This is a genomic window from Vibrio sp. 10N.222.52.C3 (genome assembly GCF_041474195.1).
In the GTDB taxonomy this organism is placed as follows: Bacteria; Pseudomonadota; Gammaproteobacteria; order Enterobacterales; family Vibrionaceae; genus Vibrio; species Vibrio crassostreae_C.
The window spans coordinates 1-14,502 of record NZ_JBFRTQ010000144.1 but is presented as its reverse complement, the minus strand read 5'-3'; the positions used below and the strand labels follow the sequence as shown (position 1 = coordinate 14,502).

The following is a 14,502-nucleotide window of genomic DNA, read 5'->3' as shown; positions in this document are numbered from 1 at the left end:
CTTAAGATCCTGTCTATGAACAGTCAAATAGAGATTTGAAAAAGGTAGAGCGAGAAAATTCGCAGGAAAGTAAATAGCAAAAACAAGAAATACAGAAAGGAAAAAGCCCCTTTTCCTTTGAGAGAACCGGGGCTAGTTGGTGCGTCAGAGCCTGTGTGGAGATCATCGACAAATGAACACATTTCCGACTTGCCGTTGCATTCTTACTGTAAAAATGGATAGCAGGTGAGAGATGAGAGAGCTAAACACTCAATAGTAAGTATGCTTGCCAGTTTCCCTTGCTGCATGGCTCACGTCTGAACACGAGCAGCGAGTTCAACCAATAACTATTGCAATAGTGACATCGCAGAGTTAGGCAACTGTTTCGCTTGAGCAAGTATCGAAGTACCTGCTTGTTGCAGAATTTGTGATTTGGTCATTTGCGTCGTCTCTTTCGCAAAGTCCGTATCTTTGATTCGGCTGTTTGAAGCGTCTACGTTCTCTTGTACGTTTGCCAAGTTATTAATACTGTGGCTTAGACGGTTCTGCTTTGCACCCAAATCAGCACGCTGTGAATCTACGTATTTCATTGCAGAATCAATCACGCTAATAGCATTCTGTGATCCTGCTACGCTCATCAAACTAATATCTTGAACCGATGTTGCACGACCTTCACTCTTGATTCCTAACTCAGAAGCTAAGCCACCAGAAATAGACATAGCCCCTTCAAGGTCAGGTTCAGCAACGAACAGTTGAATGCGGCCATCATCGGTAACCGATGCGTTCACAAGATCAGATTGACCATTAATGTAAGTCGCAAGCTCTTCGATATCATCACCTGCTTTGGTATTGATATCTAAAACGATATCTTCACCCGCTTTGGTTCTGAATTCGAACTTAAGATCGCGAGCTTGTGCAGGCACTTCCCAGCTCTTGTCTTTGCCGTTTTCAGAATCAAACGTTGTGCCACCCATACGGAAATCATCAGCACGAACACTAGTAAGGCCCATAATCATCGCTTCACCAGAGCTAGAACCAATCTGGAATGATGCTTCACCAAATGATCCATTCAACAGACGACGACCACCAAACGAGGTTGTCTCTGCGATACGGTTAAGCTCATCTTGAAGTGCCGAAGACTCTTCGTTTAGCGCGGTACGTTCAGCTGCGGTGTTCGTTCCGTTTGATGATTGAATCGCCAGATCACGCATACGTTGTAGTATGTTGGTTGATTCATTCATCGCGCCTTCAGCGGTTTGTGCAATTGAAATACCATCATTGGCATTACGCATTGCAACGTCTAAACCACGTGATTGTGCCGTTAAACGGTTAGAGATTTGCAGACCGGCTGCATCGTCTTTCGCGCTGTTGATTTTATGCCCAGATGACAAACGTTCCATAGAGGTCGCCAAGTCATTAGATGCTTTATTCAGGTAACGTTGTGCTGTCATAGCAGATACGTTAGTGCTTACATTGATAGCCATTTTGCTCTCCTTATGAGTTCGCAAAGTTTCTGCGAAGCGGCCAGCTTTACTCTCATATGGATAAGCACTGACCGTGTATTACTCGATAAACCCTATACAAGGTTTAAGATCTGTATTAATCATTTATAGCCAACACAAATGCAAGTTGTATGCCAAGTTTAATATCATGTAAATAATTTTTTAATTATCTAAAAATCAGAAGCTTACAAACAACACTGCGCAATTATGATTTTCTACTATTAGAAGATGAAAAACATTCACCTTCCTTATTGCCGTTTTTTGCCGCTATTCTAGAAACATCATGCTTCGTACAAAAAAGCGGCAAACTGTGGCGTCATTCGCACGTATGGCATAGCACATACGGCAAGGAATCAACGCCATGGTGATCGACAAGCCACCATTAAATACCGATTGATCATTAAATATAGTTAAACAAGGTCAGGTCTTTGGTTTTGCCAAACGCTTGTTGAGAAGCTTGCAATGCTCGAGAGTTTTCATTGAACTCAATGATGGCTTTCGAGTAATCCAAGTCTTCAAAGTTGCTTTTCGCTTTGGCTAAAGACAACTTAAAATCTTCATGTTGCTGCTCTTGAATATCCAGCGTACTTAAACGCGCACCGACATCGGCTCTAGCCTTCGTTAGATGAATAAACGCAGCATGAAATTCTTCGGTCACTTGGTGCAATTTCGCTGTTGCTGATGCATCCGATACCGGGTTTTCAGCCTGCTCAGCCGCCTCTTTGAACGTATCAAAGATAGAGAAAGTCTCTCGCGGTTCTAAGGTGATCGAATCACCTTTAGTGATTTGGCCTTTGATTTGGATATTCAGACCTTCATAGACAATGCCAGTCGAAGGATCAAAGTCTTCCGCGGCCACCACTGCGCCATCTTTTTCAAGTTGATAAGCATAATTTCCTGTCTGCATATCAACGAACGTCACTTTATACGTTGACCCACCTTCAACTGAGTTCGTCGCACGTTCCAAAAGTAATTCAGAAGCGGGCTCAAGCTCGTACTGAGGTTCGTAATCACCAAACGGGTTATCTATTTCCATAAATAACTTGCTGCCCGGATCATTCATCGCCATCTCGAAGCTACTCGCTACACGCATCTTTCGCTGATAGTCATCGCCCTGATAGCTGACGTTACCTTGGTTATCTCTAAAGAAGGGTTGATTCTTCGGCTTAGTACCCGCAAACGTGTAGTTACCCGACTCATCTTGAGAGTTAGCTAAATGCAGAAAGTTATTCGATAGCTCTTGGATCTCGCGTTTCTTCGCTAAACGGCCCTCTGGAGACAGCGCACCGTTAATCATTTCCATCACGGTTCGTTTTGCTTCATCAGCAAAGCCTTCGGTGTTGGAGACCAATACCTCATGATGCTCTAATCGATTACGAACCAAGACGATTGCGTCACTATATTGCTTAAGCTGCTCTGATTGCTGACCAATATTCTGTAAATAGTGAGTCGCAAGAGGATCATCACTTGGCGACTGCAACTTCTTACCGGAAGCGAGTTGCGCTTGGTTGTGATGCACCTTGTTCTCTTGACGGCGCAAGTCATTTTGTACTGACTGATAATTATGGAAGCTAGAGATACGATTCAACATTTATACCTTCCTATCTCAGAGCCAAAATAGTGTTAAACGTATCGTTGGCTGCTTGCATGATGCGTGAAGAAGCCATATACGCTTGCTGAAATTTCATCATATTTGCCGCTTCTTCATCGAGGTTTACTCCCGAGATAGAAGCTATACGTTCTTGAGCCGACTGTTTTTCTAACGTCGCAATATCACTCAGGCGATTTGCCGTTGAAGACTTCAAGCCCGTATTAGTATTCAAGTTATGGTAAAGGTCTAAAATCGTAGACTCACCCTCATTCAACAGCTTTCCTGTTTGAAGGTCTTGCAGCTTACGCAGGTTACCGTTGTCACCTTCTGATGGGACAAGGTTTGCCGTAAACTTATCGTTTGCCACCGCGCCGGGTGTGAGCTCAAACGTTGTGCCGTTGATAGTCACTGGCCCTTGTGGCGGATACGGTTGCGGCTGCATTAAAATGTTGCCCTTCGGATCCGTCACAGCAAACTGCTCACCTTTTGGTGAGACAATCACTTCAAACTCACGTAGTTGACCAGCTTCTAGAATTTTGAAACCAGCAGTACCCTTAGCAAACGTGGTCGATGCCTCATAACTTTGCGCAGCAATGTCTTTTGGGTCTTTGGTTTCCATCTGTATTTGAGCAGCAAAATTGCGCGTTGGACGCAGTAACAGTTTCTCTCCTAGTTCAGGAGGATTACGTACTTCCACTCGCATGCCATCAAGATAAAAAGCACTACCGCTAGAGTCGGTCGCCATCTTAACGGTCTCACCGTTCGGCTTAGTCACGACATAGTCACTGCCATCGTATTTCAGGCCATACTCACCGCCTTTTAAGGCAGAAGTATCATCAATGTATACCGCAACATCGGCTTTCGATTGCCCGCTAGCCGTGACACGAGATTTTGCCACCAGCTCTGAGTTCACGTCGGTAAACAAGTCCTTACCTACGTTGCCGTTAAGATCCAAACCTTGTTCTTGAAGACTATTGACCTCATATGAAAACGCGGTCGCTAAACGACCAAGCTCATCCATGATTGCCGGGATATGTTCGTCACGCATGTCTAGCATGGCGCCGATTTTTCCGTCGATATCACTGCTGGTGATCGGTTTTAAAGACTTACCTTCAACAATTGCTAGGCGACGCTGATGCGCATCGGGCAAGCCATCAACCATCTTCAGTTGGCTCGCTTCACTACCAGAAACCAAGGTGTGACCATTACCAATATGGACGTTAAATCCTTCGGCATTTGAGCGTGGTGTCACCGTGACTTTGGTGTAGCCAGAAAGCTCATTAATCAACTTTTCGTGCTGATCTCGTAGGTCATTATGAGGCCCAGGAGTCCGCATCATTAAACGCTGAACATCGCGGATCTCGTACGCAAGTTGGTTAACTCGCTCGATACCCATATCTAATTTTTTATTCGTAGAATCAGACTGTTGACGAACCGTTTCATGGAATTCATTTAACGTCTTGCTGAGTAGTCCAGTCTTTTCTAGTACAACTTTTCGAGCACCGACATCATTCGGTGTATCGGCTAATGTTTTAACCGAATCAAACCATTCATTAAGGTTTTCTGGAATCTTCTTCGAAGCAACCGATGACAGCATACTCGACAGCATATCGAGGTTAGCTTCGGTGTCGCCTTTATTGGCGGCATTGGTTGTCGATAAGTTAAGTTCGTTGACGGCAAATTGGTCCCAAGAGCGGCGAACATTTTCCACATGCACACCCATACCGTAGCTTTGGCCACCGTACTGACGCGGGTCATTCACACCTTGAATCACAGATTGGCGGCTATAGCCCTCTGTGTTGGCGTTAGAAATGTTATGACCTGTGGTGTTTAGCTGTCTCTGAGCAGTAAGAACACTTTGTGCCCCTACATTCAGAAGATCCGACGCCATAATGCCCCCAAAAAACTTAACAAAATCAGGATAAACTGATTAACTGATTAACTACAACCGTATATTACTAAGATAATTGCAATATATGTGCCAACAAAAACAATAGGAAATTAAAAGACGATAATTTATTGAAGTGTAAGGAGATAACTATGGATTACGCGTAAGAACTGAAGGGGCGGAGAAGAAAAGAGCCTGCCAGTAGCAAGCTCTCTATGTTGATTTATGACGCTAGTTCATCTCATCAATCTTGGCTTTAACTCGTAAAACCTTGTCTGCATAGTTAGGGTCAGTTGCGTAACCAGCCTGATGAATACCTTTGATGAAATTCTCTGAATTGCCTTGATGCTGTAGCGCCGTTTCGTATCTTGGATTTTCGTTCAAGAACTTCACGTAATCATTAAAGCTATCTTCGAAATTAGAGTAAGAACGGAAGGAAGCTGACTCTTTAACGGCGGTTTTGCCATGGAACTCAAGAGTTTGAGTCGCGACCTTATCGCCCTTCCAACTTCTATCTGCTTTGATGTTAAATAAGTTATTGCTGTTGCCCAAAGAGTTCTTAACCATTTTAGAACCCCAACCCGTTTCAAGGGCAGCTTGTGCCAATAGAAGAGACGAGTCCACACCAAGCGCACTTGCCGCTTTTTCCGCGTAAGGCTTCATTGAGGTCACAAACGATTCTGGAGAATCAAAGGATACTGGCTGTTTTGCTGCTTGCGCAGGTTGAACGTCTGACGCTCGCTCTTCCGAACGGCCTGAATATTGCGGTCTTTGCAATGAAGCATCAAAGCCTTCACTGCGAACCTTCTCTTCAGACGTATCGCTTGCTTGGCCAGCGCTTAGTTGAGCCACGATCATATCTGCAAGACCTAATGAACCTGAAGCGCTTAACTCACTCGCCATTTGGTCATCTTGCATCTGACGATAGAACTGCTCGTTCTGGCTGTTCAACATATCCGACTTAAAGCTCGAGTTAGCATCGCGCATTGACTTAAACAACATCGAGGTGAAAATCGATTCAAACTGTTTTGCCGCCGCGGTTAATGCTTCTTTCTCGCTACCTTCTTCACCGTTTACCGCTTGTTGACGAAGGCGGTCTAGGCTACCGATATCGTGAATAAAGCCGATGTCATTGTTATTTTTAATCATGCTTTACCCCTTCTTAGATAATGATCAATTGGCCTTCAATCGCACCCGCTTGTTTCAGTGCTTGAAGGATTGCCATTAAATCAGAAGGTGCAGCGCCCACTTCATTGACTGCGCGTACCAAATCGTCCAGCGTTAGGCCAGGTTCAAATTTGAACATCTTACCATCGCCTTCCGTGATTTCGATATCAGAATCAGGGACCACTACCGTTTGGCCACCAGAGAATGCATTCGGTTGGCTTACGTTTAGATTTTCTTTAATTGCAACCGTCATACCACCGTGGGTGACCGCCGCCGCTTTTAGGCGAACGTGCTTACCAACCACAATCGTACCTGTACGAGAGTTGACGATGATTTTTGCAGAGCCTTCAGCAGGGTCGAACTCGATGTTTTCGATAGCCGACAAGAATGCTACACGCTGGCTGATTTCACGCGGTGCACGAACTTTTACTGAAGTTGCGTCTACCGCTGAAGCCATTTGTGGGCCTAGGAAATTATTAACCGCATCAGCCATACGCTGAGCCGTTGTGAAATCTGATTGGATTAGGTTGAAGGTGATGTAGTCACCACGACCGAATGGCGTTGGGATCTCTTGTTCAACCGTCGCACCGCTAGAGATGATACCAACGTTAGGGTTGTTACCGACAATCTTAGAACCGTCGTTACCTTGTGCACTAAAGCCACTTACCACCAAGTTACCCTGCGCGACCGCATACACTTGACCGTCTAGACCTTTCAAGAAGGTCTGTAGCAAGGTACCACCACGAAGGCTTTTTGCTGAACCGATAGAAGAAACGGTTACGTCAACTGCTTGGCCTTGCTTAGAGAATGCTGGCAGTTCAGCAGTCACAATAACAGCCGCGACGTTTTTGGTTTTTGGCTTAGTGCCGGGCGGCAATTGGATGCCAAAATTTTGCAGCATTGCGTTAAATGTTTGATCGGTAAAGGGAGTTGTCTCACCAGTACCCGGCAAGCCCGTGACCAAACCATAACCGACAAGTTGGTTACTACGAACACCCGCCACTTTTGCCACGTCTTTGATTCGCGCAGCATGGGCACTGGTGGCAAGAAATAGCATGCCGAATAGTACGAGTGTCAGTTTTTTCATTGAGTAACCTGTCTGTATTGCTTTAATTTATAATAGCTTAGCTAAATGTGGCTCAGTGATAGAGGCTGTCAGTATGTCGTCGTCCTATCAAGCTCTACAGAGATACATTAAAGAATCGTGCCAAGAATCCAGGCTCTTGCATATCTTTCTGTACGCCAGTCCCTGAGTACTGAATTCGTGCGTTAGAAACACGGTTTGAAGCAATGGTATTTTCAAAATCAATATCGTCTGGACGGATGGTACCGCTTAGGCGGATGTACTCATCGCCGGTGTTCAGTGTCATCCACTTCTCACCACGAACCACTAGGTTGCCATTAGCTAATACTTCGATGACTTCAACGGTAATGTAGCCGCTGATGCTGTTACTTTGGTTGGCTGACGCATCACCAGCAAAAGTATTGGTGTTACTCAGATCATAAGAGAAGTTGTACTTGTCGATCGTCAGATCTTGACCACCAACAGCCAGCGGCTCCATTGATGCATCATTCGACTTAGACATGTCTGCGTTGGCTTTTTTGGTCGCTCGAGTATTCTCATCTAACGCTACAGTAATTATGTCACCAATACCACGCGGTTTTGAGTCGTCATACATGCTGCCAATGTGGCTCACATTAAACAGTGAGCCCGTTGCCGCTGCGTAATGCTCTGGTTTCTGCTTGGGGTTGATTGGCGCCCATGCAGGGTCACCAGCAATTGGATCGGTTCGCCCACGAAGCGTGTCAATAATGCCAGAGCTCTCTTGCGCCGACTTATCACCTTCCACAGCATCAACCACTGTGGTTGCATTTTCTTCTGCCGGAGTCTCGATCGGGTCCAGAGCAGCACATCCCGACATAGACATAAACAAAGCTAAACAAAAAATACGTTTCATGGCGATATACTCTCAGCAGGCAGTGGTAAATGGGTCAATTAGCAAAAACAGATAGATTAATTAAAAAAGTAAACGGCGAATAAACCAATTACAGCTGTTGGTTAACAAAGCTCATCATCTTGTCTACTGACGAGATAACTTTCGAATTCATTTCGTATACACGCTGAGCTTCAATCATGTTTACCAGCTCTTCGGTTACGTTTACGTTCGATGTTTCTAGCATCGATTGGCGGATGTTACCCAGGCCATCAAAACCCGGTACACCCTCTTGTGGGTCGCCACTCGCGCCAGTTGGCAAATAAAGGTTTTGACCTACTGGCTCTAGACCACCTGGGTTTACAAAGTCAGTAATGGTAATTTGACCAACCACGACGTTGTTTTGCTCGCCACGTAGACGAACCGATACTTCACCGTCGTTACCAACCGTTACCGAGATCGCGTCTTCAGGAATCACAATTTCTGGTTGTAGAGGATAACCTTGGCCCGACGTTACGATCGCGCCTTCACCGTTCAGTGTGAACTGACCATTGCGGCTGTAACCTGTTTCACCGTCTGGCATTTCAACTTGGAAGAAACCGTCGCCTTCAATCATCATGTCTAGGCTGTTAGATGTCGTTTGTGCGTTACCGTGAGTGTGCACTTTTTGAGTCGCGACGACCTTAGAACCGGCACCCAGCATCAAACCACTTGGCAGCTCAGTATTCTGAGACGATTGACCACCCGGTTGATTAATATTCTGGTAGAACAGATCTTCAAATACCGCGCGGCTCTTTTTAAAACCAATGGTCGAGGCGTTGGCAAGGTTGTTCGAAATCGTTGAGATATTGGTTTGTTGGGCGTCTAAACCCGTTTTACTTACCCATAATGCTGGATGCATAGCAATGTCCTTTAAATTCTATTAGCTCATACGAAGCAGTGAATCAGACGACTTGTCCATTTCCTCTGCTGTGCTCATCATTTTGACCTGCATTTCAAACTGACGTTGTAAGTCAATTAGGCTGGTCATTTCACCTACGGCATTTACGTTACTGCCTTCGATAGCACCTTTTAGCAACGTTACCGCTGCATCTGCTTCGTATGCCTGATCTGGGTTTTTCGAACGGAATAGACCATTCGTGTCTTTAAACAAACTTTGGTTGTCTGGACGTACAAGCTTAATACGATCAACCACGGCCAATTCTTCAGCTGGAGCGCCTTGAGGAATCACCGAAATCGTACCGTCTGTACCAATTTCTACTTTGCTGATTGGGATTGGCAGCGTGATTGGTGCATCGTTTTCACCAAGCACTAAGTGACCGCTTGCGTTGGTTAGTAAACCGTTTTGGTCAACCCTTAGGTTACCGTTACGTGTTAAACCTTCACGGCCAGTATTGTCCATCACTGAAATCCAACCATCACCTTGAATGGTAACGTCTAGATCTCGGCCAGTAGTAACCACACTACCCTGAGCGAAATTATGACCCGGACGCTCTGTCATGCTGAAAACACGAGTAGGCATGCCTTCGCCATACGCTTGCATTGAACGTGCCTGTGCTAAATCAGCACGGAAACCCGTTGTACTTACGTTGGCAAGGTTGTTTGCACGTAGCTGCAAAGCTTGCATATTTTGCTTAGCGCCACTCATGGCAAGAAACAGTGCGCGATCCATAATTTTGCTCCAAAAATCATCTTCTGGGGCTAATAAAGCAAACACTGTGCCAATATTTTTAACTGTTATTTATCAATAATTTAAATAGAAAACGAACAAGAAGGGTGATCATCAAAGGATCATTGAGGAAGAATTGTTGCCAGTGGCATTACCGGGCGGCAATAGGGGCGGCAAATAAAAAGACAAACAACAATACCCAATTCAATAACATTGAATTGGGTATTCGCAGATGATTCAAACGCTTTAAACGATTAACGAATCTGAAGAATATTCTGTTGTAGCTGGTTGTGTACTTCTAGAGAACGCGAGTTCGCCTGGAAGTTACGTTGAGCAGAAATCAAATCAACCAGTTCTTGAGTCATATCGATGTTCGACTGCTCTAGCGAGCCGTTGTTGATGCTACCAAATGAACCTTTGTTCGATTCACCCCAGATCTTGTCACCAGAGTCGTTGGTAGAATCCCATTGAGTACCGCCTTTCTTATCCAGACCTTGCTCATTTGGTACACGAACCAAGCCTACACGGCCAAGCATCACGTTTTCACCATTTGAATAAGTACCTAGAACACTGCCGTACTCATCGAAATCGATTTTTGTTAAGAAACCTGTTGTCGCGCCATCTTCATCAAACTTAGTCAATTCAAACGGAGCGGCAAACTGAGTTGAAGAATCTAAACCAAACTTAAGCACTTGAGTTGGATCAGCACCGTTCAAGTCAATAGGGTTCGCACCAGCACCCAGTGGTTCCGAGTTAATCGGCTGACCATTGTTTAGGCTTGCTAACGTACCGTCATTGTTGAACTTCATTGTGTGACCAACATGACCTTGTGCATTCGTCGCATCACCACCAGTAATGTTGACCGGCTTTTCACCGTTCTCATCTGACATGGTGTAGTACGTTTGCCAAGTGTTTGGTTGAGTCTGATCTTTGAGGTAGTAAGTCGTTAACTTGTAAGACTGACCCATAGAATCGTATACCGTCGAAGACGTTGCACGGTTATAAGTATCAGCATCTTTGAAGTTAAATGCAGCCGGGTCTTTAAGATCACCGTTTGCAGGAAGGTTAACCCCTACTTCAATGTTTTCTGTCTGTTTTGGTTTACCAAACTCAGCAGGAATGTCGAGAGGCTTTGGCGCATAAGAAAGAACTTCCCCCGAGTTTGGATCAACATCGTAACCTAAAAGAAACTCATCATTAGCGGTAACCATGTAGTTGTCTTTGTTTAGGTGAAATGCACCATTACGCGTTAATTCGTTAATCTCTGGCACCATGCGGTCTTTCGATACTGCAAAGAAACCTGTACCACTTACACGTAAGTCCATTGGGTTGTTCGTATAAATACTTGAACCTTCGTGGAACTGTTGCGCCACTTGGCTAGCTTGCGCACCGCCACCTGCCGTCGTTTTTGCGTTAGTGAACAACGAGCTTGAGTAAACATCACCAAACTCGGCACGAGACTCTTTAAAGCCAAATGTGTTCGCGTTCGCAATGTTGTTACTGGTTGTATTCAGGTCTAATTGTGCAGCGGATAGGCCGCTTAAAGCTACATATGACATTCCATTATTCTCCTAATCTATCTAGCTAGCATAGTCACTCAATAAAGAGCTACGCTTTACCAACTTCTAGTACTTCAGCAAGTCGTACTGGCGATGTGAAACCAGCCAGATTGAGTAGTACGTTGCCATCGCCCTTACCAAGAAGCACACTGTTCACGTTCGCATAACTGGAAACTTGGAACTCTGTGTTCTCGCCATCCAGCAAACCCGACGCTTTCACGTTGTATTTACCGGCCGGCAATGGGTTACCGTCTTCGTCTTTTCCGTCCCATTCAACACGTGTATCACCAGATGGTTTAGAGCCGATATCAAATGTGCGAACCAATTGGCCAACTTCGTTCTCAACACGGACCATTACATTGTCCATTGCCTGAGGAAGCTTAACCATTGCCGCCATACCGCCATCACCGGGTTTTACACCTGCCGCACCAGGAACCAATACATCACGCCCAACTAAAGAGGAGGCCTGAAGAGCTTGGTTAGAGGTCATTGATGAATTCAAGCTTTCAAACTGTGTATTCATTTTGCCAATGCCATCTACGGTCGCAAATGAAGCCATTTGCGCAATCATCTGGTCATTGCTAACCGGCTTGAAAGGGTCTTGTTGTGCTAGTTGCTTAGTCAACAAAGATAAGAAGTCTTCTTGTTTAAGATCCTGCTTACCTGTTGTTTCGTCGGGCTTTTTAGCGCCATCTTGAAGACTCTTCAGCTGGTCAACATAGGACAAGCCGCTTTGACCAACATTGTTGTTGATTCCAGCCATGTGCTACCTCCTTATCCTTATTGACCCATCTGCAGCGTACGCAGCAGCATTTGTTTACTCGAGTCAGCAACCTGTACGTTTGTTTGGTACGCACGTGATGCCGAAATCATGTTTGCCATTTCTTCCATAACGTTGACATTAGGCTTGTAGATATAGCCTTCGTTGTTCGCTAATGGGTGATCCGGGTTGTACTCCGCGCTTAGCGGCTTATCGCTTTCCACAATACCTAATACTTTCACAGGCACAGTGTGACCACTGTTGCGTGCTTTATTTAACTCAGCGCCGAACACTGCGTGACGAGCCTTGTAAGTTTCTTCAGCAGAACTACTTACACTGTCCGCGTTCGCAAGGTTGCTCGAGGTCGTATTTAGACGAACAGATTCAGCACTCATCGCAGAACCAGTCACATTGAATACATTGAATAAACTCATCTAATTATTCCCCTTTAATCGCTTTAGTTAAATTCTTGAACTTACTTCCTAAGAAGTCGAGAGAGGCTTGATGCCTAATTTGGTTTTGCATGAAAAGGTTTCTTTCCAAATCCAAATCAACCGTGTTGCCATCTCCTGTATCAGGTTGGGTAGGAATGCGATACTTCGTTTCCCCGTTCACCGTTGTTGAGGCAGAAATGTGCCGACCATCTGTACGGCTAAGACCAATGCTTGCCCCAGAACTTGCCGCTTGCAGTGATTTCTTAAAGTCTAATCCCTTTGCTTTATACCCAGGCGTGTTTGCTTGCGCGATATTGGTGGAAAGCACCTCAGCGTTACGCTCACGCACACCAACTGTGTGCTGGTGAATGCCCAAAGCATTGTCAAAAGAAATAGCCATGTAAACCTCAACTCAAGAACTGACTGTTATGAAATAACCAAAGCAATATATATACCAACTTTTGAAACAAGGCGGTCTATCAATGCTTTTACAGGTTACTCGTGGGTAAACTTGCAATAAACAAGCCAAAAAATAGAGTAAATTGGAATGTCACTCTGACTTAAAGATATAGCTTAAGCAGGAAAAAGAAAACCCAGCACTTGGCTGTAATGCCGATCAGTTAAAGCCAAAGCGATCGGTTGAAGGATCCTTCAGAGCTGTCAAAATCCAAGTGTATTTAATGCACTTGGATTTTTTTATGGATGTTTCTCAAGCTCTAAACATAATTAATGATTGGAAACCTAGCAGCGTTGAGACTTTGTCTGACTTGCTTCCAATTGAACTCATCGACGAAGCCTATTCTCTTACTGATACTGTCACGATGAGAAAGAGGAAATTAACTTTAGAATCCATGGTGTGGCTGCTTGTTGGAATGGCTATCTATAACAGTAAATCCATGAAAGATTTAGTGAACCAACTTGATATTGTCGACCGTACAGGTAAAGCTTTTGTCGCACCGAGTGCGTTAACTCAACGTCGAAAGACGTTGGGTGAAGACGCAATTAAAGCGGTCTTTGAGCGAATGACTACGTCATGGTTAAACAGTGCAAAGTTACCCCAATGGAATGGATTAACGCTGCTTGGCGTCGATGGCGTTGTTTGGCGAACGCCCGATAACCCGCAAAATGAAAAGGCATTTTCTCGACAAAAAGGGACGCAATATCCGCAAGTGAGAATGGTCTGCCAAATGGAACTAAGCAGTCACATTATTACGGCCAGTGCATTTGATAATTACAATACAAACGAAATGATATTAGCTGAAAAACTGATAGAAACAACACCAAACCATAGCGTAACAATGTTCGATAAGGGGTTCTATTCTTTAGGTTTATTACATAAATGGCAAGACTCTGGCTCAGAGCGCCATTGGCTTATCCCCCTCAAGAAAAATACACAATATGACATTGTTCAATCTTTAGGGCGAAATGACAAACTTGTTCAATTACACAGTAATCCAAGAGCTAGAAAGCTATGGCCTGATTTACCAAAGTCGATAACCGCTCGACTTGTCACTCGTAAAATTAAAGGAAAAGACTACCAAGTATTAACCTCCATGACGGACTCCCTGCGTTACCCATCAAAAGATATTGCAGGCCTTTATGAGCATCGTTGGGAAATAGAGCTGGGCTACCGAGAGCAAAAACAATACATGCTTGGAAACCGTCTTACGCTGCGAAGTCGTTTACCAGAGCTGGTCAAGCAGGAGTTATGGGGCATCTTGCTTACTTACAATTTAATCCGATATCAGATGGTCGAGCTCTGCTTCAATTTAAAGGGAAATTACCTTCCTTATCAACTGAGTTTTAACGGCACGTTAGCTCATGTATCAGCGTTACTTGTAGGCTTACCTTATTCAACACCAGGCGCAATACCTCGTCAGCTAAAGGGGTTCCACAACATGGCTGAAAGCTTAATACTTGAAGGGCGAAGGGAAAGGACATTCCCTAGAAGAGTTAAACCCAGACCACAACGGTATGCTAAGAACAAAAATGCCGTTCACTCTTAAGTGAACGGCATTA

13 protein-coding genes are annotated in these 14,502 nt (G+C 44.7%); 1 reads left to right on the top strand and 12 read right to left on the bottom strand.

Translation table 11 applies throughout. The annotated features are described in order from the left end of the window. Nucleotides 1-326: 326 nt before the first annotated feature. The 12 genes from AB4517_RS19510 to flgB all read right to left on the bottom strand — a co-directional run bounded on the left by AB4517_RS19510 (nucleotide 327) and on the right by flgB (nucleotide 12,883). Entirely contained in the window at nucleotides 327-1,463 is a 1,137-nt protein-coding gene (locus AB4517_RS19510; protein WP_372149278.1) for a flagellin, read from the bottom strand. A 418-nt stretch (nucleotides 1,464-1,881) separates the two neighbouring features. Beyond that, on the bottom strand, nucleotides 1,882-3,072 hold the full coding sequence (flgL, locus tag AB4517_RS19505) for a flagellar hook-associated protein FlgL (protein ID WP_372149276.1): 1,191 nt from the start codon (nucleotides 3,070-3,072) through the stop codon (nucleotides 1,882-1,884). Between the two features lie 10 nt (nucleotides 3,073-3,082). Next, nucleotides 3,083-4,963, bottom strand: a complete 1,881-nt coding sequence (flgK, locus tag AB4517_RS19500) for a flagellar hook-associated protein FlgK (RefSeq protein WP_372149273.1) — start codon at nucleotides 4,961-4,963, stop codon at nucleotides 3,083-3,085. Nucleotides 4,964-5,191: 228 nt separating this feature from the next. Continuing rightward, nucleotides 5,192-6,109: a flagellar assembly peptidoglycan hydrolase FlgJ gene (gene flgJ, locus AB4517_RS19495; protein ID WP_017064131.1), complete on the bottom strand. Its 918-nt coding sequence runs from the start codon at nucleotides 6,107-6,109 to the stop codon at nucleotides 5,192-5,194. 13 nt (nucleotides 6,110-6,122) lie between these two features. Beyond that, complete coding sequence (locus AB4517_RS19490; RefSeq protein WP_372149270.1) at nucleotides 6,123-7,214, bottom strand: flagellar basal body P-ring protein FlgI; 1,092 nt, start codon at nucleotides 7,212-7,214, stop codon at nucleotides 6,123-6,125. 94 nt (nucleotides 7,215-7,308) lie between these two features. Beyond that, nucleotides 7,309-8,085: a flagellar basal body L-ring protein FlgH gene (gene flgH / locus AB4517_RS19485; RefSeq protein ID WP_372149268.1), complete on the bottom strand. Its 777-nt coding sequence runs from the start codon at nucleotides 8,083-8,085 to the stop codon at nucleotides 7,309-7,311. A gap of 88 nt (nucleotides 8,086-8,173) precedes the next feature. Then, on the bottom strand, nucleotides 8,174-8,962 hold the full coding sequence (flgG, locus tag AB4517_RS19480) for a flagellar basal-body rod protein FlgG (RefSeq protein WP_017062259.1): 789 nt from the start codon (nucleotides 8,960-8,962) through the stop codon (nucleotides 8,174-8,176). A 21-nt stretch (nucleotides 8,963-8,983) separates the two neighbouring features. Further along, nucleotides 8,984-9,733: a flagellar basal-body rod protein FlgF gene (flgF, locus tag AB4517_RS19475; protein WP_017056855.1), complete on the bottom strand. Its 750-nt coding sequence runs from the start codon at nucleotides 9,731-9,733 to the stop codon at nucleotides 8,984-8,986. Between the two features lie 251 nt (nucleotides 9,734-9,984). Then, nucleotides 9,985-11,289 (bottom strand): flagellar hook protein FlgE, encoded by a 1,305-nt coding sequence (gene flgE / locus AB4517_RS19470; RefSeq protein WP_017062260.1) that lies wholly within the window; start codon nucleotides 11,287-11,289, stop codon nucleotides 9,985-9,987. Nucleotides 11,290-11,338: 49 nt separating this feature from the next. Then, nucleotides 11,339-12,052 (bottom strand): flagellar hook assembly protein FlgD, encoded by a 714-nt coding sequence (gene flgD / locus AB4517_RS19465; RefSeq protein WP_010439286.1) that lies wholly within the window; start codon nucleotides 12,050-12,052, stop codon nucleotides 11,339-11,341. A gap of 17 nt (nucleotides 12,053-12,069) precedes the next feature. Continuing rightward, nucleotides 12,070-12,483: a flagellar basal body rod protein FlgC gene (flgC, locus tag AB4517_RS19460; RefSeq protein WP_004736176.1), complete on the bottom strand. Its 414-nt coding sequence runs from the start codon at nucleotides 12,481-12,483 to the stop codon at nucleotides 12,070-12,072. 4 nt (nucleotides 12,484-12,487) lie between these two features. Then, a complete protein-coding gene (gene flgB / locus AB4517_RS19455) occupies nucleotides 12,488-12,883 on the bottom strand; it encodes a flagellar basal body rod protein FlgB (protein WP_004736175.1) in 396 nt (131 codons plus the stop codon). A 298-nt stretch (nucleotides 12,884-13,181) separates the two neighbouring features. Here flgB and AB4517_RS19450 point away from each other — a divergent pair, with 298 nt between their 5' ends. Continuing rightward, on the top strand, nucleotides 13,182-14,489 hold the full coding sequence (locus AB4517_RS19450) for an IS4 family transposase (RefSeq protein ID WP_029235596.1): 1,308 nt from the start codon (nucleotides 13,182-13,184) through the stop codon (nucleotides 14,487-14,489). The last annotated feature ends 13 nt before the right edge of the window (nucleotides 14,490-14,502 follow it).

Excerpts from the sequence above, each read along its gene's own strand:
- AB4517_RS19510 (WP_372149278.1), bottom strand. The coding sequence starts at position 1,463 with ATGGCTATCAATGTAAGCACTAACGTATCTGCTATGACAGCACAACGT.
- flgL (WP_372149276.1), bottom strand. The coding sequence starts at position 3,072 with ATGTTGAATCGTATCTCTAGCTTCCATAATTATCAGTCAGTACAAAAT.
- flgK (WP_372149273.1), bottom strand. The coding sequence starts at position 4,963 with ATGGCGTCGGATCTTCTGAATGTAGGGGCACAAAGTGTTCTTACTGCT.
- flgJ (WP_017064131.1), bottom strand. The coding sequence starts at position 6,109 with ATGATTAAAAATAACAATGACATCGGCTTTATTCACGATATCGGTAGC.
- AB4517_RS19490 (WP_372149270.1), bottom strand. The coding sequence starts at position 7,214 with ATGAAAAAACTGACACTCGTACTATTCGGCATGCTATTTCTTGCCACC.
- flgH (WP_372149268.1), bottom strand. The coding sequence starts at position 8,085 with ATGAAACGTATTTTTTGTTTAGCTTTGTTTATGTCTATGTCGGGATGT.
- flgG (WP_017062259.1), bottom strand. The coding sequence starts at position 8,962 with ATGCATCCAGCATTATGGGTAAGTAAAACGGGTTTAGACGCCCAACAA.
- flgF (WP_017056855.1), bottom strand. The coding sequence starts at position 9,733 with ATGGATCGCGCACTGTTTCTTGCCATGAGTGGCGCTAAGCAAAATATG.
- flgE (WP_017062260.1), bottom strand. The coding sequence starts at position 11,289 with ATGTCATATGTAGCTTTAAGCGGCCTATCCGCTGCACAATTAGACCTG.
- flgD (WP_010439286.1), bottom strand. The coding sequence starts at position 12,052 with ATGGCTGGAATCAACAACAATGTTGGTCAAAGCGGCTTGTCCTATGTT.
- flgC (WP_004736176.1), bottom strand. The coding sequence starts at position 12,483 with ATGAGTTTATTCAATGTATTCAATGTGACTGGTTCTGCGATGAGTGCT.
- flgB (WP_004736175.1), bottom strand. The coding sequence starts at position 12,883 with ATGGCTATTTCTTTTGACAATGCTTTGGGCATTCACCAGCACACAGTT.
- AB4517_RS19450 (WP_029235596.1), top strand. The coding sequence starts at position 13,182 with ATGGATGTTTCTCAAGCTCTAAACATAATTAATGATTGGAAACCTAGC.